Raw genomic sequence first — 17407 nt, 5'->3', positions numbered from 1 at the left:
CGATGGTGACCTCCCGCGGGACGGGGTGCGGGTGTCCGGGCGCGGGTAGGTTCGGATCATGAGCGAGTCCCGCCCCACCGCCTCGGTCCTGGTCACCGGGAGCGAGCTGCTGACCGGCCACGTCGCCGACGCCAACGGCCCCTTCGTCGCCCGCTCCCTCGGCGAGCTCGGCTTCGCCGTCTCGCGGGTCCTGCTGGTGGGGGACCGCGCCGAGGACCTGCGCTCGGCCCTGGAGTTCGTCGCTTCCGACGATCTCGTCGTCACCTCGGGCGGGCTCGGACCGACCGCCGACGACCTGACGGCCGAGGTCGTCGCCGAGTTCGCCGGAGCGGAGATGGAGGTCGACACCGCGCTGCAGGGTCGGATCCACGACCGGGTCGCCGGGTGGGCGAGCCGCGCCGGCTGGGCCGGGCCCGCGCTCGACGCGGCGACGGCCAAGCAGGCCAGGGTCCCGCGCGGGGCGAGCGTCCTCGAACCGGTCGGGACCGCGCCGGGGCTGGCCGTGACGCGGCCGGGCGGGCCGCTCGTCGTCGTGCTCCCGGGGCCGCCGCGGGAGCTGCAGGGCATGTGGCCCGCCGCGCTGGAGTCGGCCCCGGTCGCGGAGCTGCTGACCCGGGTACCCCGCGCGGAGGCGACGTTGCTGCGCTTCGCGGGGCTGCCGGAGTCCGAGATCGCCGAGACGCTGCGCGTCCTGGAGACCGAGCTCGACGTGTCCGGGGTGGAGGTGACCACCTGCCTGCGTCGCTCGGAGCTGGAGGTCGACCTGCACCCGCTGCCCGGGGCCGAGCCGGCGGCCCGCGAGCTGGCCGCGCGCATCGTCGACCGGCACCGCCGCGCGCTCATCAGCGACGACGGCAGCACCACCGACGAGCTGCTCGCCGCGGCGCTCGGCGCGAAGGGCTGGACGGTCGCGACCGGCGAGTCCTGCACCGGTGGGCTGCTCGCCGGGCGGCTCGTCGACCGGGCCGGGTCGTCGGCCTACGTCGCCGGGGGCGTGGTCGCCTACTCGAACGAGGCGAAGACCGCGCTGCTCGACGTCCCCGCCGCGCTCATCGAGGCGCACGGGGCCGTGTCGCCGGAGGTCGCGCGGGCACTTGCGGACGGTGCGCGGGCGCGGTTCGGGGCGGACGTCGGCGTCGGGATCACCGGCGTCGCGGGCCCCGGTGGCGGTACCGAGGCCAAGCCCGTCGGCTACGTCTGCTTCTGCGTGACCACCGCCGACGGCCAGGTCATCGCGCGCGACCCGCAGCTGCCCGGCGGGCGGGCCGACGTGCGCGAGCGCTCGGTCGACCTGGCCATGCACCTGCTGCTGCGAGCCACCGGCGTCACGGGGCCGGGCGCGCACCGCTGAGCGGACCCTCTGCGCACGACGCCCCGCCCGGGGGACCCGGACGGGGCGCTGCGCTGTGCGGGGAGGCTCAGCCCTTCGCGGCGGCGAAGCGCTGGGCGGCGTCGGCCCAGTTGACGACGTTCCACCAGGCCTTGACGTAGTCGGGCTTCACGTTCTTGTACTGCAGGTAGAAGGCGTGTTCCCACATGTCGAGCAGGACGATCGGGGTCTGTCCGGCGGGGAGCTGGGACTGCTGGTCGTAGAGCTGGTGGATCAGCAGGCGGCCGCCGAGCTGGTCGTAGCCGAGGATGGCCCAGCCGGAGCCCTGGATGGTGGTGGCGGCGGCGGTGAAGTGGGCCTGGAATCCGTCGAAGGAGCCGAAGTCCTCGTCGATGGCGGCGGCGAGGTCGCCGGTGGGCTTGTCGCCGCCGTCGGGGGAGAGGTTGTTCCAGAAGGCGGAGTGGTTGACGTGGCCGCCGAGGTTGAACGCGAGGGTCTTCTCGAGTCCGACGATGGCGCCGAAGTCGTTGCGGTCCCGGGCCTCGGCGAGCTTGTCGAGGGTGGTGTTGAGGCCCTGGACGTAGGTGTTGTGGTGCTTGGAGTGGTGCAGCTCCATGATCTCGGGCGCGATGTGCGGGGCGAGCGCGGAGTAGTCGTAGGGCAGGTCCGGGAGCGTGTACTCGGCCATGGTCCTCTCCTGGGTCGGGAACGCGCGGCGGTGTGCCACGCGGATTCACTTGCCACTATGTAGCAACTGCCGACTACCCGCGACCGGCCACGCGCACGCGTGGACGGATCGATCCGCCACATGTACTCTGCTGCAAGTCACTTGCAGGAATGCCGGTGACGCGGTGGAGATCGTTCTGGCAGCTCGACATCCGCCGTCGACGGCGCCGTGGCGTCGCGTCCGATCGGGCGCGGGCCACGGCTTCGTCGCGTCCCGTCCCAGGAGCGCTCAGCCCAGGAGTTCTCAGCCCAGGAGGTCGACGAGCTTCCGGACGGTGGCGAGGTTGCGCATCGTGCCGCCCTGGTCCGACGCGGTCGTGCGGGCCGAGATCCGGGTGGCGAGTTCGCTGCGGCTCAGCCCGTCGGGCAGATGCAGCCACACCGTCCGGCCACGGACGACGGCGTCGCCCCGGCCGCCCTTCGCCCGCTCGGCCGCCAGCGCGGCCGCGATCCGCTCGTGGTCGTCGGGCCGTGGACCGGCCCGGAACAGGACGTGCAGCTGCTTCGGGTCGGTGACCTGCGGGAACGGGTTCGCCGCCACTGCGGTGAGGTAGTCGGCACGGCCGAACACGACCACCGGGCGCTCGATGCCGAACTCCTCCACCAGCGCCGCGGCGATCGTCGCGGCGACCTCGTCGTCGCCCGCGGGGCTGGTCAGGGCGACGTTGCCGGACTGGATGTGGGTGACGACGTCGGCACAGCCGCGTTCGCCGAGCACCCGGCGCAGGTCGGCCATCGGGACCTTCCCGTGGCCGCCGACGTTGATCCCGCGCAGCAGCGCGATGTGGGTACGCACGCCGGGAATGGTGCCGCGGCTACGCGGCGGCCGGGAGGGTGAAGGCCGAGGCGGCCTCGCGGATGCGGTCGCCGGTGGGGCCCACCGGCTCGCGCAGCGCCGCGTCGCGCCGCTCCAGGTCCTCGGCCGTTCGGGGTGCGACGAGCCCGCCGCCCCCGGTGGCGGGCGCTACCTGCGCGAGGTGCTCGGCTGGTTCTCCGGTGCGATGGCGGGCTGGTCGGAGCAGGACCGCGCCGACCTCACCCGGCTGCTCGGGCGGATGGTGGACGACCTCACGGCGCAGGTCGACGAGGAGCCGTCCTGACCCCGACGGTCACGACGGACGGTCGGCGGCGGCCAGGACGGCGTCGGCCAGCTCCGCCGGGGTGAGCCGGTCCGAGCGCAGGACCAGGGTCCCCGCCGGCTGCCGGCCCGCGGCGGTCGGGTCGAGTCGGCGCAGGGCCCAGTCGAGGGCCGACCCGTCCGGTCGGTGGTCGCCGGGTGGCGGCGTACGGGCGCGGAGCCGATCCCGCAGCACCTCGGGGGCGGCGTCCAGGAAGACGTGCAGAACCTCCTCGCCCGCGTCGGCCAGGCGGTCGAGGATCTCCGCCCGGTAGCCGTCGCGCAGGAGCGACATCGGCACCACCAGCGTCCGCGCGTGGTGTCTGCGCAGGGACAGGGCCGTCGCGACGACCAGCTCCCGCCAGCTCGGCAGGTCCTGGAAGTCCTCGTTCGGCGGGAGCCACTTCCAGAGCATCAGGCCGACGTCCTCGGGGTCGTACACGACCGCGTCCGGGAGGCGGCGGTGCAGCTCGGCGGCCAGGGTCGTCTTGCCCGCCCCGAACCCGCCGTTCAGCCACACGATCACCGGGGCACCGTAGCGCCGGGGTCCGGAGTCACCGAGCTGCCGGGGCTCCTGACCCGAGCACCGCACGGTAGTGCGCGATGAGGGCCTCGTCGGGGCCCGGTGTGGTGTCGGGGTCGCTCCCGCCGAGGTGTGCGGCGAGTGCCTCGAAGCAGCGGTCCCACCCGGCGGCGGTGTTCGCCGACCAGCGGGGGTCGAGCACGGTGTTGCTGAGCCGCAGCACGCAGCCGTCGCCGTCGGGTTCGAGGGTCCAGCGCAGCTTCTCGTCGGCCCAGGTGAACCCGAACGCCGTCGGTGGCTCGAGCTCGGTGATCTCGGCGTGGTCCTGTTCGCCGCCCTCGAAGGTCAGTGTGATCGTTCCCCCGACGCGCATCTCCGCCTGCACCTCGCAGGGGAACCAGCGGCTCATCTGGGCGGGTTCGGTCAGTGCGGCCCAGACCTTCTCGATCGGATGCGGATAGCGGCGCACGAAGCGCAGGACCGGGCCGTCGGGATCGACGGTGACCTGGATGCTCATGATGGTTCCTCTCCGGGGGGACTGTCGAGTGAGTCGAGGTGTGCGCCCAGGGCGTCGAGTCGTTCCTGCCAGAAGGCGCGATGCGGCGCGAGCCAGGTCTCGATCTCGGCCAGCGCATCCGCCCGGAGTACGTAGCGACGGCGCTGGGACTCGACGACCACGTCGACCATGCCCATGTGGCGCAACACGCGCAGGTGCTTCGACACCGCGGTCTGGTTCAGCTCCAGCGCGGTCGCGAGCTCTCCGACGACGCAGCCCTGCGGCGTCCGCAGCCGGTCCAGGATGGCTCGTCTCGTCGGGTCCGCCAGGACGTCGAAGGAATCACGCACTCGATGAACATGCCACAGCAGGCATATGCCGGTCAAGGCATATAGCTGTGACCGTGCCTCGGAGACGACAACGGCGCTGACCGACGGGAGATGGTTCCCGCTGGTCAGCGCCGTCTCAGGGACTGCGATCAGGCAGCCTGCTTGGTCTCCCAGAAAATCTTGTCGATCTGGGCGATGTAGTCGAGCAGCTCCTGGCCGGTGGCCGGGTCGTTCGAGCCCTTGGTGCCCGACGCGCCGGCGGCCTTGGTGGCCTTGTTGAACAGCTCGTGCAGCTCCGGGTACTTCTCGAAGTGCGGCGGCTTGAAGTAGTCGGTCCAGAGCACCCAGAGGTGGTGCTTGACCAGGTCGGAGCGCTGCTCCTTGATCTCGATGGCGCGGGCCCGGAAGTCCGCGTCCTCGTTGCCCTGGTACTTCTCCTGGATCGCCTTGACCGACTCGGCCTCGATCCGGGCCTGGGCCGGGTCGTACACGCCGCAGGGGAGGTCGCAGTGCGCGGTGGCCTCCAGTCGCGGACGGAGAATGCGGGACAGCCGCATGAGTGTCCTCCCTGGTGGGGTGATCGTTCTGGCACCGGCGACCCTACCCTCGCGACGGTGGTCGGGCAGGACGACCACGTCACGAGAGATCCACTCTGGAGGGAGTCCGCGATGCGCCTGCGGCGGGTGACGGTGCGGGGGCCCTCGATGTCCCCTGCCCTCTCCGACGGCGACGTCGTGCTGGTCCGGTTCGGTGCACCCGTCCGGCCCGGCGACGTCGTCCTCGTGACCTGGGAGTCCCGCCCCGGGCAGCTGTCGGTGAAGCGGGCCGTGCACCCCGACGGCGACGGCTGGCACGTCCGCGGCGACAACCCGTTCGGCTCCACGGACTCGACCACCCTGGGCCCCGCGAGCATCCACGCCGTCGCCCACTACCGCCTCTGCCCCCGCCCCGGCCGCATCCCCGCCCCTCGCCGCTGAGTCCCACACGGGATCCGGTCTCCCACACGGGTCCCGATCCCGTGTGGGACGCCGGATCCCGTGTGGGAGCGGCTCGCTGACGTAGCGTCGGGGGCGTGGTGGTCGGTGGGGGCGCTCGGGTGGGGGACGGGTTGGCCGTGGGGCCGGATCTCGTCGGGGCCGCGGAGGTCGCGACGGGGCAGGCGCTGGCGGCGCTCGGTGCGGTCCCCGACCTCGTGGCGTTCTTCGTCTGCCCCGGTGCCGGGCCCGCCGTCCCGGTCGAGGAGGCCGAGGCCGCCGGACTGCGGGTGATGGAGCTCGCCGGACCCGGTGCGACGATCGGGACCACCGCGCACGGCGTGATGGCCGACGGCCGCGGCGTCGAGGGCGAGCCCGCCGTCGCCGTCTGGGCGGCGTCGCTGCCCGGCACCCGGGTCCGGACGTTCTTCCCGGTCGCGCAGCGCCGCCCCGGCGCGGGACCGGACGGACGCGACGCGATCGCGGTGCGCGGCCTGGTCCCACCCGCCGAGGACGACCATGTCGCCGTCCTGCTGGCCGACCCGTCCGTGTTCCCGGTCAGCGGGGTCCTGGACCGGCTCGCGTCGACCCATCCGGGGTTCCCGGTGACCGGGGGCCTGACCGGCGGCCCCGGGGCCGACCGGCTGTTCGCCGGGGGCACCGTGCACCACGGCGGGGCGGTCGGGGTGCTGCTCGGCGGTGCGTCCGACGCGCGGGTCGTCGTCAGCCAGGGATGCCGCCCGATCGGGCCGCCGATGGTCGTCACCAGCGCCCGGGACAACCGGATCGCCGAGCTCGCCGGGCGGCCCGCCGCCGAGCGACTGCGCGAGATCGTCACCGCCCTGCCGCCCGAGGAGCAGGAGCAGGCGCTGACCGGGCTGCACCTGGGCGTCGCCGTCGACGAGTACGCCGAGTCCCACGACCGCGGCGACTTCCTGGTCCGCGCGGTGCTGGCCGTCGACGTCGGCGACGGCGCCGTCATCGCGGGTGACCTCGTCGAGGTCGGCACCACCGTGCGCTTCCAGGTCCGCGACGCCGCGGGCGCCGCCCAGGACCTGCACGAGCTGCTCGCCCCGGTGCGCCGCGCCGCGCCGGCCGCGGGCGCGTTGCTGTTCTCCTGCAACGGCCGCGGCGCCGGCATGTTCGGCGACGCCGACCACGACGTGCACGCCGTGCGCGTCGGTCTCGACCCGCACGGGACCGCCCCCGGTGCGACGGGCCCCCGGGTGGCCGGCTTCTTCGCCGCCGGCGAGATCGGCCCGGTCGGGCCGGGCAACCACCTGCACGCGTTCACCGCGTCCGTGCTGGTGGTCTGAGCGCTCAGCGCAGGGTCCGGAAGAACCCCCGCACCTCGTCGACGAAGGACTCGGGCTGCTCCAGCGACGGGAAGTGCCCGCCGACGTCGGGGCGGGAGAACCAGCGCAGGTCGGTGTAGCGGCGCTCCAGCCAGGACCGGGGGAGCTTCACCATCTCCTGCGGGAACTGGGCGACACCGGTCGGGACGTCGACGTCGTCGAGGCGGCGGCGGGCGAAGCTCTCCCAGTAGATCCGCGCCGAGGACGCGCCGGCCGACCCCAGCCAGTACTGCATGACGTTGTCCAGCAGCCGGTCCCGGCTGATCACGTTCTCCGGGTGGCCCGCGCAGTCGGTCCAGTCCCAGAACTTCTCCACGATCCACGTGCACTGCGCGGCGGGGGAGTCGGCGAGGCCGTAGCCGATGGTCTGCGGACGGGTGGACTGCTCAGCGGAGTAGCCGGAGCCGTAGCGCGAGAACTCCTTGGAGAAGCGGATGTCGGCCTTCTCCTGCGCCGACAGGGCCTCGGCGTCGTCGGGCTTGGGGGCTAGCGCCATCGTCAGGTGGATGCCGATCAGCATCTCCGGGGCGGCGGTCCCCAGCGCCGAGGTGATCATCGAGCCCCAGTCGCCGCCCTGCGCGGCGAAGCGCTCGTAGCCGAGCCGGTCCATCAGCTGCGCCCAGGCGACGGCGATCCGCTCGACCCCCCACCCGGTCGTCGTGGGCTTGCCGGAGAACCCGAACCCGGGCAGCGTCGGCACGACGACGTGGAAGGCGTCGGCCGGGTCCTCGGGGTCGGTCAGCGCGGGCAGCACGCCGAGGAACTCGACGAGCGAGCCCGGCCAGCCGTGGGTGAGCAGCAGCGGCATCGCGTCCGGGTGCTTCGACCGGGCGTGCAGCACGTGGATCTCGACCGCGTCGTCGCCGCCGCCGTCGAGACCGGTGCGGAACTGCGGCCACGGGTTGATCTCGGCCTCGACGCGGCGCCAGTCGTAGCGGGTGCGCCAGTAGTCGCAGAGCTCACGGGCGTAGTCCAGCGGCACGCCCTGGGACCAGCCGTCGACCGTCGCCGGGTCCGGCCAGCGGGTGCGGGCGAGCCGCTCGCGCAGGTCGTCCAGCTCGGCGTCGGGGATCTCGATCCGGAAGTCGCGCACCCGGCCACGGTGGCACGGAACGTGACGACGGGCGCCGTGGCCACGGCATCGGAACGATCACGATGCGGCGAGGGCCCGGCTGATCCCGCGGGCCGCCGCGCGCACCGCGGGCACCAGGGTGTGCGGGTTCGTCGCGGCCGGAACGACGATCGACAGCCCGGCGACGACCGGCCCGTCCCCGCCGCGGACCGGCGCGGCCACCGACATCGACACCTCCTCGATCTGCCGGTCGGACACCACGAACCCGCTGGTCCGGGCCTGGGCGAGCAGCGCACGGACGCCGTCGGGGCGGCACACCGTCCACGGGGTGAACCGGCGGATCGGGCGGGCCAGCACCGTCTCCACCGCCGCCGGGTCGGCGTGCGCGAGCAGCACGAGCCCGACCCCGGTCGCCGTCGACGGCAGCCGGGACCCGGTCCGCGAGACGATCGAGACTGCGCCGCGGCTGGACAGGCGCTCGACGTAGACGACCTCGCCGGGGTCGTCCGGGTCGAGCACGGCGAGCGCCACGTTGTGCCGGGTGACCTCGTGCAGGTCCTCCAGGAACGGCATCGCCGCCTCCCGCAGCCCGTGGCTGGCCGGGGCCAGCTGCGCGATCTCCCAGAGCCGCAGCCCGATCCGGTAGCGGCCGTCGTCGCCGCGGTCCAGCGCCCCGCCCGCGGCGAGCTCACCGGCGATCCGGTGCACCGTCGTCAGCGGGAGCCCGGTGCGCCGGGCGATGTCGGTCAGCCCGAGCACCGGGGCCTGCGGGCTGAACGCACCCAGCACGTCCAGCACCCGCGCGGTGACCCCCGACCGGACCGGACGTGTCCCCATGGCCGGGCATTCTTCCGCAGAGCGGAAGCGGGGTCGAATGCTCCGGTGCCGGGCCGGGAAGGTGATGCCCATGACGCAGCGACGCGAGACCCGGACCCAGGTCGGCATCGTCGGAGCGGGCCCCGCCGGGCTCGTCCTGGCGAAGCTGCTGGCGCTGTCCGGGATCGAGTCGGTGGTCCTGGAGTCCCGCGACCGTGCCTACGTCGAGGCGCGGGTCCGCGCCGGCGTGCTGGAGGCACCGACCGTGGAGCTGCTCCGGGAGATGGGTGTCGCCGGTCGGCTGGACCGCGAGGGCATGCCGCACACCGGCATCGCGCTGCGCTTCGCCGAGGCCCCCGGCGCACCCGCCGCCGACCACCGCATCGACTTCGCCGACCTCGTCGGCACCGGCATCACCGTCTACGGCCAGCAGGAGGTCGTGAAGGACCTGCTCGCCGACCGCGTCGACGCCGCCGGGCTGCCGGTGGAGTTCGGCGTCACCGGCGTCGCCCTGCACGACGTCGACACCGACACCCCGTCGATCACCTACGCCGCGGCCGACGGCACCGCGCACGTCCTGCGCTGCGACGTCATCGCCGGCTGCGACGGCTTCCACGGCGTCTCCCGCCCGCTCGTCGCCCCGGAGATCGCCGAGCGCGTCTACCCGTTCTCCTGGCTCGGCGTGCTCGCGAAGGCCGCCCCCACCACCGACGAACTCGTCTACGCCCACCACGACGACGGCTTCGCGCTCTACTCGATGCGCAGCCCCGAGGTGACCCGGCTCTACGTCCAGGTCCCGAACGACACCGACCCGTCCGACTGGTCCGACGCCCGCATCTGGGACGCCCTGCACACCCGCCTGGCCTGCGACGGCTTCACGATCAACGAGGGCGAGTTCATCGAGAAGCCCTCGGTCACCCCGATGCGCAGCATGGTCGCCTCCCCGATGCGCCGCGGACGGCTGTTCCTCGCCGGCGACGCCGCGCACATCGTGCCGCCCACCGGCGCCAAGGGCATGAACCTCGCCATCGCCGACGTCCGGGTGCTGGCCGACGCGGTCGTCCGCGCGCTGCGCGACGGCGACGACGCGGGCCTCGACGGCTACTCCGAGACCTGCCTGCGCCGCGTCTGGCGGGCCGAGCACTTCTCCTGGTTCATGACCTCGATGCTGCACCGCTTCGACCCCGCCACCGAGGGCGGCGACGCGTTCGGCGTCGGGCTGCAACGCTCCCAGCTGCGCTACACCGTGACCTCCCGCGCCGCCGCGACGAGCCTCGCCGAGAACTACGTCGGCCTCCCGCACGGCGCCGTCTAGACCCACCCACCACGAGGAAGGACCGCCGATGCAGGGCTACGCCCCCGTCCCGGCCGGGACCCACGCACCGCTGCTCTCACCGGACTACCGCAGCACCGCGCTGCGGGCGCCGTCCGAGCAGCCGGTGATCCTGCCCCAGCGGCTCACCGAGATCACCGGGCCGCTGCTCACCGGGCCCGTCCGTCCCGGCGACGACGACCTCACCGTCGGTGCGCACGGGGAGGCCCAGGGACAGCGGATCGTCGTGTTCGGCCGGGTCCTCGACTCCGACGGCCGCCCCGTCCCGGACACCCTGGTCGAGGTCTGGCAGGCCAACGCCGCGGGCCGCTACGCCCACCGCTGGGACAACTGGCCCGCCCCGCTCGACCCGAACTTCACCGGTGGCGGCCGGGTCCTCACCGACGCCCACGGCGGCTACTCGTTCACCACGATCAAGCCCGGCGCCTACCCCTGGGGCAACCACCACAACGCCTGGCGCCCCGCGCACATCCACTTCTCGCTGTTCGGGCGCGCGTTCACCCAGCGGCTGGTGACCCAGATGTACTTCCCGGACGACCCGCTGTTCGCCCAGGACCCGATCTACAACGCGACGCCCGAGCAGGCGCGGACGCGGCTGGTGTCCACCTTCGACCTGGAGGCCACCCGCCCGGAGTGGGCGCTGGCGTTCCGGTTCGACATCGTGCTGCGCGGCCGCGGCGCCACCCCGTTCGAGGAGCCCCACGCATGAGCCTGCCGCTGACCCCGACCCAGACCGTCGGCCCCTACCTCGCGCTGGGCCTGCCCTGGCCGGACGGCCCGGACGTCGTGCCCGACGGCACCCCGGGCGCCGTCCTGATCGGCGGGACCGTGTTCGACGGGAACGGGGCACTCGTCCCGGACGCGCTGGTCGAGACCTGGCAGGCCGACCCGGACGGCCGCTTCGACCACCCCGACGACCCCCGCGGCGCGGCGAAGCCGTCCGTCGAGGGCTTCCGCGGCTTCGGCCGCTGCCCCACCGACGACGAGGGCCGGTGGTGGATCCGCACCGTGCTGCCGGGTGCGCTGCCCGCCGAGGCTCCGCAGGGTGCCGATGCGGGCTCCGCCGGGGCTCCGCAGGGGGCCGATGCGCGCTCCGCCGGGGCTCCGCAGGGGGCCGATGCGCGCTCCGCCGGCGCTCCGCACGGTGCCGATGCGCGCTCCGCCGAGGCTCCGCACGTGAACGTCTCGGTGTTCGCCCGCGGCCTGCTCGACCGCGTCGTCACCCGCATCTACTTCCCCGAGCACGCCGCGGCGCACGCCACCGACCCGCTGCTCACCGCCGTCCCGGCCGACCGCCGGCACACGCTCGTCGCCGTCGCGGACGGGCCGGGCCGGTACCGGTTCGACATCCGGCTGCGCGGCGAGGGGGAGACGGTGTTCCTCGCGTTGTGACGGCGCCCGGCCGCGCCGGCACCCGCCCGGGACCTCACCGGTGTGGCGGGTGTGACGCGTCCGGTTGATTCGGGTGATCCTTCGGGGGTACTCCTGCGAAGATCTACCCAGCAGGGGCGGGAGGACCGGTGGACGCAGCGCAGTCGGCACACGTGCCGTTCGGTGACCCGGCGCAGTCCGCCGCCCGGGTACGCGGGCGCGTGACGGGCGCCGTCGCCGCGGTGTCGCGGCGGTACCCCCTCGCCGTGCAGCTCGCCCGCTACGCCGTCGTCGGCGGCGGGGCGACCGCGCTGAACGCCGCGCTGTTCCTGCTGTTGCGCCCGGTGCTCCCGGCCGTCCCGGCGAACCTGGTCGCGCTGGTCCTCACCACCGCGGTCAGCACCGAGGCCAGCCGCCGCTTCGCCTTCGACGGCGCCCCCGCGCACCGGCTGCGCGAGTGGGTGCACGATGCGGGCACCGTCGCGTTCTACGCGACCTACACCTCCGCGGTGCTGCTCGCGCTGCACCAGGTCGCCGGGGACACCACACCGGGGGAGGAGGCGGCGGTCGTCGCCGCCAGCCTCGTCGGCGGGCTGCTGCGGTTCGCGGTGCTGCGGTTCTGGGTGTTCGATGTGGCACGCCCGGCCGCCGCCGGTGCGCGAGGCGACCAGGGAGGACGGCATCCGTGCCCGGAACAGCCGAGTTCGACGCCTTCGACCTGACCGTCGGGCCGCCCGAGGAGCGGGTCGTCGTCCACGGGGTGCGCGGCGGACAGGGCCCGCCGGTGCTGCTGCTGCACGGCTTCCCGCAGACCCACGCCATGTGGGGGCCGCTCGCGGCGGACCTGGCGCGCGACCACACCGTCGTCGCCACGGACCTGCGCGGCTACGGCGAGTCCGGCCGCCCCGCCGACGGCGAGAACCACGCCGGCTACTCGTTCCGGGCGATGGCCGCCGACCAGGTCGACGTGATGGCCCGCCTCGGCTTCGACACCTTCGCCGTCGTCGCCCACGACCGCGGCGCCCGCGTCACCCACCGGATGCTGCTCGACCATCCCGAGCGCATCACGCGGGCGGCGTTGCTGGACATCCTCCCCACCGCCTACGTCTACGCCCACACCGACCGGGCGCTGGCGACGGCGTACTTCCACTGGTTCCTGTTCATCCAGCCCGCCGACCTGCCCGAACGGCTCATCGCCGGCGACCCGATCGGCTTCCTGCACTCGTTGCTCGGCGGCTGGGGCTCCGGGCTCGACGCGCACCCGCCCGAGGCGCTGGCCTCCTACGAGCGCGCGTTCGCCGACCCGGCCGCCCGGCACGCGATGCTGGAGGACTACCGGGCGGGCGCCTCGATCGACCTCGACCACGACGCCGCCTCGGAGCGGGCGGGGGAGCGGATCGCCGCGCCCACCCTGGTGCTGTGGGGCGAGCGCGGTGTCGTCGGTGCCAACGCCGAGAGCCCCCTGGAGGTGTGGCGTCGCGCCGCCGCCGACCCGGACCTGGTCACCGGTGAGGCACTCGCCGGGGCCGGGCACTTCCTCGTCGACGAGCAGCCCGCCGCGACCACCGCCGCGGTCCGCGCGTTCCTGGGCGGCTGACCGCAGGCGGTCCTCAGGACCGGACGGCGTGCACGATGCCCCAGGTGAGCTTCCCGGCCCGCCCGCCGTCCACCCAGTGCTGCAGGCCGGCCTTCATCGCGGTGAGGTAGGGCCGCGAGATCGACGACGACAGCTCCTCCTCGTGCGCGACGAGCTCCTCGCGCACCCGGCGGTAGTGCGTCGGCAGCTGCCCGGCGTGGTCGTGGAACCGCACACCGGTGAAGCCGCGTCGTTCCAGCCCGTCGGTGTAGAAGCCGGGTGTGCCCATCGTGGACAGCGCGATCCGGTCCAGGATCGGCTGGATCGAGGACTGGTCCAGCCCGTCGACGGCCATCGGGTCGGTGAACACCACCTGCCCGCCCGGGCGCAGCACCCTGGCGACCTCGTCGAGCACCCGGTCCCGGTCGCCGGAGTGCAGGAACGCGTCCTGGGACCACACCAGGTCCACCGAGGAGTCCTCGACCGGAACGGCCTCGTAGCTGCCCGTGGTGACGGTGACCTGCTCGTCCAGCCCCTGCTCCCGGGTCATCCGCTCGTTACGGGCGTTCTCGACGGGGGAGAGGTTGAGGCAGTGCACTGCGGCCCCGTGCCCGGCCGCCAGCCTGCGGGCCGCGCCGCCGTAACCGGCTCCCAGGTCCAGCACCCGGGTGCCCGGGCCGACCCCGGCGACCTGCGCCATCCGGGTCACCGTGCGGGCGCTCGCGACCGAGATCAGCTCGTCCGGGTCCTCGTACACGCCGACGTGGATGTCCTCACCGCCCCAGACCCGCGCGTAGAAGGTGTCGGCGTCGTCGGAGTCGTAGTACGACCGGGCGGTGTGTTCGGCAGTGTGCTCGGCGGTGTGCTCGGGCGTCCGCGTCACGCGACGTCCTCCTGGTCGAGGTAGGCCTTCTCGGCGATGTGCACGAAGAAGTCGGGCTCGTCGTCGGCGTAGGTCGACTGGAAGTCGCCGTAGGTGTCGATCCGCTGGAACCCGACCTCCTGCATGAGCCGCCGGGTGTAGTCCTTGCGCAGCGGGAACATGTTGAGGTGGTAGCGGGAGCCGTCCGGGAAGCTGTAGCGGAACCGGGCCAGGCCGTCGTCGACGTACTCCGGCTCGGCCACGACGTCGTCGCCGCAGTAGTAGTACTGGTGCTTGGAGCTGAAGCCGTTGTCCAGGATCGCGTCGTAGTTGCGCTGGTCGAGGATCAGCACACCGTCATGGGAGAGCATGGCGTAGAACTCGGCGAGCGCCTTGCGGCGGTCACGTTCGGAGAACAGGTGCGTGAACGAGTTCCCGAGACAGATGATCGCGTCGTACTCGCCGTGCACGTCCCGGTTCAGCCACCGCCAGTCGGCCTGCACGACGCGCAGCACGTGCCCGCCGAACTTCATCCCGTTGGCGAAGGCCTTCGCCAGCATCTCGGCGCTGCCGTCGGCGGAGACGACGGTCTCGAAGCCCTCCTCCAGCAGCCGGACGGAGTGGAAGCCGGTGCCGGTCGCCACGTCGAGGACGCTGGTGACCCCGCGCCTGCGGAGTTGCTCGACGAAGAACTTCCCCTCGCTGGCGTAGCGGGCCCGCCAGTCGATCAGTTCGTCCCACTTGTCGACGAACGTCTGCACGTACTCCTGCCGGTAGTGGGTGGACTCGCGGACCTCGGTCGGCGCGTCGCCGAACTCCTGGTCTGCCGTCATGTGGCGCGCCTCCTCGGCGCTCGGGTGCTGGACGGCCCGACCGTAGGTGCCCCCGCGGCCCCTGTCCGCTCACCGAGGGTGATCCTGGATCGGCCGGCCGCGTTGTGCTATGCGCAACTCGGCCGGTCATCCGGGGTCTCACCGGACGGCGGCGGCCGGGCCGGGACAGGGCCGGGCCGCGCGCGGGCCCACCAGTGACGTCATACGGCCGTCACACGCCGTCGGTCCGGTGGGGACGCGGAGTCACCGAGGCCCGGCCACGACGGGCCGCGCCCGGGGCGGCGCCCATCCACTCACCCCGGGTGATGAGTGACTCCGGTCACGCCATGGATTCGAGTTCATCCGTCCGGCGCAACGGCGCCGCCCCACAGGGAGCTCAGCGCGCGCCGCCGTTCGCCGCGGCCGAGCCCCCGCAGGTCCGCCGTGCCCCGGTCGGTGACGACCACGTCGACGTCGTGCGACGGCGTGGTGACCGGCCCGCCGAGCCGCTCGACCAGCGTCGGGCGGCCGCGGTGCGCCGACGGCAACGCGATCACCGACAGGCCCGGCCCGCGGGCCGCGGCGGCCGCGAAGTCCGGGTGCCCGCCGATCATCCCGGCCGCCGACCCCGCGACGCCCTCGACGTTGACCTGGCCGTCGAGGTCGATCTCCAGGGCGGTGTTCAGCGCGACCAGCGGCCCCGGGGTCGAGGTCAGCCGGGAGACGTCGTGGGTGTACTCGATCGGGCGCACGGTCGCCCGCCCGGCCCGGCCCAGCCGGTCGGCCCAGTCGTGCAGCCGGGGGCTGCCGTAGAGGGCCGTCGAGGTCGGGGTGCCGCGCAGCAGCCCGCGCTCGTCGAGGTCGACGACCGGGTCGGCGAGCAGCCCGGAGTCCACCGCGACCGGTACGTCCAGGGCCGCGACCAGCGCCGCGGCCAGCCGGCCCGGCCCGAACTGGATCCGTGCCCCGGCCGGGACCAGCGCGGCGACCGCGGCCGCGACGGCCCGGTCGGCCTCGGTCGGGGCCGGGGTGCCGACGGTGTGTGGCGCCCCGATCGGTCCGTCGACCTCGCCGAGCACGGCCACCCCGCGTAGCGGCGGTCCGGTGTCGGCGTGCGGGGCCGAGGCCGACACCAGCGCGGCGACCGGGACACCGGCCTCGGCCAGGCCGCGCATCCAGGACACCTCGGCGCCGAACCGCAGGTCACCGGCGTCGTCGCGGACGACGGTGGCGAGCAGCAGGTCCGGCCGCAGCGGACCGGCGAGCAGGGCCGGAACCGCGGAGAGCCGGGCGGGCACCCGGTGGGCGTGCCCGGCCTCGATCAACACCCGCGCCCCCGGCCCGCCGACGACGGTGCGGATGTCGGCGAACGCGTCCGGGTCGAGATCCGGGGCCGGGCCGGGCACCCAGCCCAGCACGAGCCGCACACCCCCGGCCCGGGCCGCCACACGCGACAGCGGACGGGCGAGCGCGTAGGGGAGCCCACAGCCGTCGGCCAGCGCCACCCGGGAGCCCGGCGCGACCAGCTCGGACAGACCGCGTTCGAGGTCACCGTCGACGCTCATGCGCCCATCCGACCACAGGGCTAGCGTTGGCGGGCATGGGGACCGACCAGGACAGCGGTGAGTTCGTACGGGAGGCGCTCGGGGTGGCCGAGCGGATCACGGCCGACGGGTCGTCGCCGTGGCCGGTGGAGGCGGGCCGCTACCGCCTCGTCGGTGCGCGCGCCTGCCCGTGGGCGAACCGGGTGATCATCACCCGGCGGCTGCTCGGGCTGGAGGGCGCGATCTCGCTGGGCATCGCGGGCCCGTTGCACGACGAGCGCAGCTGGCGCTTCCATCTCGACCCCGGGAACGTCGACCCGGTGCTCGGGATCGAGTACCTGCGCGAGGCCTACGAGAAGGCCGTTCCCGGCTACGCCGAGGGCGTCACCGTCCCCGCGATGGTCGAGGTGGCCTCGGGCAAGGTCGTCACCAACGAATACGCGCTGCTGGAGCGGGACCTGTCCACCGAGTGGCGGGAGTTCCACCGCGACGGCGCACCGGACCTGTGGACCGACCCGGAGGCGATCGAGCAGATCGGGAAGGGGATCTTCCACGACGTCAACAACGGCGTCTACAAGTGCGGGTTCGCCTCGTCCCAGCGCGCCTACGACCGCGCCTACGACGCCCTCTGGTCGCGGATGGACGAGCTGTCCGATCACCTGTCGACGCGCCGCTACCTGGTCGGGGACTCGATCACCCAGGCCGACATCCGGCTGTGGGTGACCCTGGTCCGCTTCGACGCCGCCTACCATGGCCACTTCAAGGCCAACCGGCACAAGCTGACCGAGCTGCCGGTGCTGTGGGCCTACGCCCGGGACCTGTTCCAGACCCCCGGCTTCGGCGACACCATCGACTTCGAGCAGGTCAAGCAGCACTACTACGGCGTGCACGCGTCGGTGAACCCGACCGGGATCGTCCCGAAGGGGCCCGACCTCGCCGGCTGGACGACCCCACACGGCCGCGAGGAGCTGGGCGGGCGCCCGTTCGGCGACGGCACCCCGCCCGGTCCGCCGCCGGAGTCCGAGCGAGTCCCCGCGATCGGCTGACCGCGGCGTCGGAGTCCCCGCCGTGGCGACGGCGGGGCGTCCGGGCACCGGCGGGAGGACCCGGCCGCGTGCGGTCCGGGGGAGCCGGTGGCGGCGCGGCGGGGGCGCCGGACCGGCGAGGGCCT

21 protein-coding genes are annotated in these 17407 nt (G+C 74.0%); 10 read left to right on the top strand and 11 right to left on the bottom strand.

Features of this window, described 5'->3' with window-relative positions; genetic code table 11:
• Window positions 1-58 precede the first annotated feature (58 nt).
• A complete protein-coding gene (locus tag KPL59_RS04345; protein WP_020624980.1) occupies window positions 59-1351 on the top strand; it encodes a competence/damage-inducible protein A in 1293 nt (430 codons plus the stop codon).
• 67 nt (window positions 1352-1418) lie between these two features.
• Here the strand turns inward: KPL59_RS04345 and KPL59_RS04340 are convergent, their stop codons facing one another.
• On the bottom strand, window positions 1419-2018 hold the full coding sequence (locus KPL59_RS04340) for a superoxide dismutase (RefSeq protein WP_149666649.1): 600 nt from the start codon (window positions 2016-2018) through the stop codon (window positions 1419-1421).
• A gap of 282 nt (window positions 2019-2300) precedes the next feature.
• Entirely contained in the window at window positions 2301-2852 is a 552-nt protein-coding gene (locus tag KPL59_RS04335) for a DUF1697 domain-containing protein (RefSeq protein WP_226360013.1), read from the bottom strand.
• Between the two features lie 7 nt (window positions 2853-2859).
• Between KPL59_RS04335 and KPL59_RS04330 the strand changes: the two genes are divergently transcribed.
• Window positions 2860-3156, top strand: coding sequence for a hypothetical protein (locus KPL59_RS04330; RefSeq protein WP_226360012.1), 297 nt, complete (start codon window positions 2860-2862; stop codon window positions 3154-3156).
• A 9-nt stretch (window positions 3157-3165) separates the two neighbouring features.
• On the opposite strand, the gene KPL59_RS04325 is transcribed toward KPL59_RS04330, so the two are convergent.
• The 4 genes from KPL59_RS04325 to sodN all read right to left on the bottom strand — a co-directional run bounded on the left by KPL59_RS04325 (window position 3166) and on the right by sodN (window position 5078).
• Window positions 3166-3699, bottom strand: coding sequence for an AAA family ATPase (locus KPL59_RS04325; protein WP_226360011.1), 534 nt, complete (start codon window positions 3697-3699; stop codon window positions 3166-3168).
• 28 nt (window positions 3700-3727) lie between these two features.
• A complete protein-coding gene (locus KPL59_RS04320; RefSeq protein ID WP_020628233.1) occupies window positions 3728-4213 on the bottom strand; it encodes an SRPBCC family protein in 486 nt (161 codons plus the stop codon).
• Window positions 4210-4542 carry a helix-turn-helix transcriptional regulator gene (locus KPL59_RS04315; RefSeq protein WP_020628232.1) on the bottom strand — a complete coding sequence of 111 codons (333 nt, stop codon included), beginning with the start codon at window positions 4540-4542 and terminating at the stop codon, window positions 4210-4212. The genes KPL59_RS04320 and KPL59_RS04315 overlap by 4 nt, the downstream gene beginning before the upstream one ends.
• A gap of 128 nt (window positions 4543-4670) precedes the next feature.
• On the bottom strand, window positions 4671-5078 hold the full coding sequence (sodN, locus tag KPL59_RS04310) for a superoxide dismutase, Ni (protein WP_020628231.1): 408 nt from the start codon (window positions 5076-5078) through the stop codon (window positions 4671-4673).
• Between sodN and KPL59_RS04305 the strand changes: the two genes are divergently transcribed.
• Both KPL59_RS04305 and KPL59_RS04300 read left to right on the top strand, forming a co-directional pair.
• Window positions 5031-5498 carry a S26 family signal peptidase gene (locus tag KPL59_RS04305; RefSeq protein WP_226360010.1) on the top strand — a complete coding sequence of 156 codons (468 nt, stop codon included), beginning with the start codon at window positions 5031-5033 and terminating at the stop codon, window positions 5496-5498. The two genes, sodN and KPL59_RS04305, sit on opposite strands and share 48 nt — an antisense overlap.
• 137 nt (window positions 5499-5635) lie before the next feature.
• Window positions 5636-6811, top strand: coding sequence for an FIST N-terminal domain-containing protein (locus KPL59_RS04300; RefSeq protein ID WP_226360009.1), 1176 nt, complete (start codon window positions 5636-5638; stop codon window positions 6809-6811).
• A 4-nt stretch (window positions 6812-6815) separates the two neighbouring features.
• Here KPL59_RS04300 and KPL59_RS04295 read toward each other — a convergent pair whose 3' ends face one another.
• Both KPL59_RS04295 and KPL59_RS04290 read right to left on the bottom strand, forming a co-directional pair.
• The gene (locus KPL59_RS04295; RefSeq protein WP_226360008.1) at window positions 6816-7943 is read right to left on the bottom strand and encodes an epoxide hydrolase family protein; all 1128 of its coding nucleotides are present in this window, start codon (window positions 7941-7943) and stop codon (window positions 6816-6818) included.
• A 57-nt stretch (window positions 7944-8000) separates the two neighbouring features.
• On the bottom strand, window positions 8001-8759 hold the full coding sequence (locus KPL59_RS04290; protein WP_226350878.1) for an IclR family transcriptional regulator: 759 nt from the start codon (window positions 8757-8759) through the stop codon (window positions 8001-8003).
• Between the two features lie 70 nt (window positions 8760-8829).
• Here KPL59_RS04290 and KPL59_RS04285 point away from each other — a divergent pair, with 70 nt between their 5' ends.
• The 5 genes from KPL59_RS04285 (at window position 8830) to KPL59_RS04265 (ending at window position 13039) form a co-directional block, all read left to right on the top strand.
• Entirely contained in the window at window positions 8830-10053 is a 1224-nt protein-coding gene (locus KPL59_RS04285) for a 4-hydroxybenzoate 3-monooxygenase (protein ID WP_226360007.1), read from the top strand.
• Between the two features lie 28 nt (window positions 10054-10081).
• Complete coding sequence (gene pcaH, locus KPL59_RS04280; RefSeq protein WP_020625980.1) at window positions 10082-10780, top strand: protocatechuate 3,4-dioxygenase subunit beta; 699 nt, start codon at window positions 10082-10084, stop codon at window positions 10778-10780.
• On the top strand, window positions 10777-11463 hold the full coding sequence (locus tag KPL59_RS04275) for a protocatechuate 3,4-dioxygenase subunit alpha (RefSeq protein ID WP_226360006.1): 687 nt from the start codon (window positions 10777-10779) through the stop codon (window positions 11461-11463). Before pcaH ends, KPL59_RS04275 begins: the two co-directional genes overlap by 4 nt.
• Window positions 11464-11591: 128 nt before the next feature.
• Entirely contained in the window at window positions 11592-12164 is a 573-nt protein-coding gene (locus KPL59_RS04270) for a GtrA family protein (RefSeq protein ID WP_226350880.1), read from the top strand.
• Entirely contained in the window at window positions 12128-13039 is a 912-nt protein-coding gene (locus tag KPL59_RS04265; RefSeq protein ID WP_226350881.1) for an alpha/beta fold hydrolase, read from the top strand. Before KPL59_RS04270 ends, KPL59_RS04265 begins: the two co-directional genes overlap by 37 nt.
• 13 nt (window positions 13040-13052) lie before the next feature.
• On the opposite strand, the gene KPL59_RS36720 is transcribed toward KPL59_RS04265, so the two are convergent.
• From KPL59_RS36720 to KPL59_RS04255, 3 genes are all read right to left on the bottom strand, one after another.
• Complete coding sequence (locus KPL59_RS36720) at window positions 13053-13901, bottom strand: methyltransferase domain-containing protein (protein WP_083907895.1); 849 nt, start codon at window positions 13899-13901, stop codon at window positions 13053-13055.
• Window positions 13898-14713, bottom strand: a complete 816-nt coding sequence (locus tag KPL59_RS36715; protein ID WP_083907896.1) for a class I SAM-dependent methyltransferase — start codon at window positions 14711-14713, stop codon at window positions 13898-13900. Before KPL59_RS36715 ends, KPL59_RS36720 begins: the two co-directional genes overlap by 4 nt.
• A gap of 338 nt (window positions 14714-15051) precedes the next feature.
• Window positions 15052-16257: an acetyl-CoA hydrolase/transferase C-terminal domain-containing protein gene (locus KPL59_RS04255; protein ID WP_226360005.1), complete on the bottom strand. Its 1206-nt coding sequence runs from the start codon at window positions 16255-16257 to the stop codon at window positions 15052-15054.
• Between the two features lie 35 nt (window positions 16258-16292).
• On the opposite strand from KPL59_RS04255, the gene KPL59_RS04250 reads away from it, so the two are divergent.
• The gene (locus tag KPL59_RS04250) at window positions 16293-17282 is read left to right on the top strand and encodes a glutathione S-transferase family protein (protein ID WP_226360004.1); all 990 of its coding nucleotides are present in this window, start codon (window positions 16293-16295) and stop codon (window positions 17280-17282) included.
• The last annotated feature ends 125 nt before the right edge of the window (window positions 17283-17407 follow it).

The organism is Pseudonocardia sp. ICBG1142 (assembly GCF_020496255.1).
Taxonomy (GTDB): domain Bacteria; phylum Actinomycetota; class Actinomycetes; order Mycobacteriales; family Pseudonocardiaceae; genus Pseudonocardia.
Note: the sequence above shows the minus strand (reverse complement) of the source record. Positions and strands in the feature narration are given on the sequence as shown.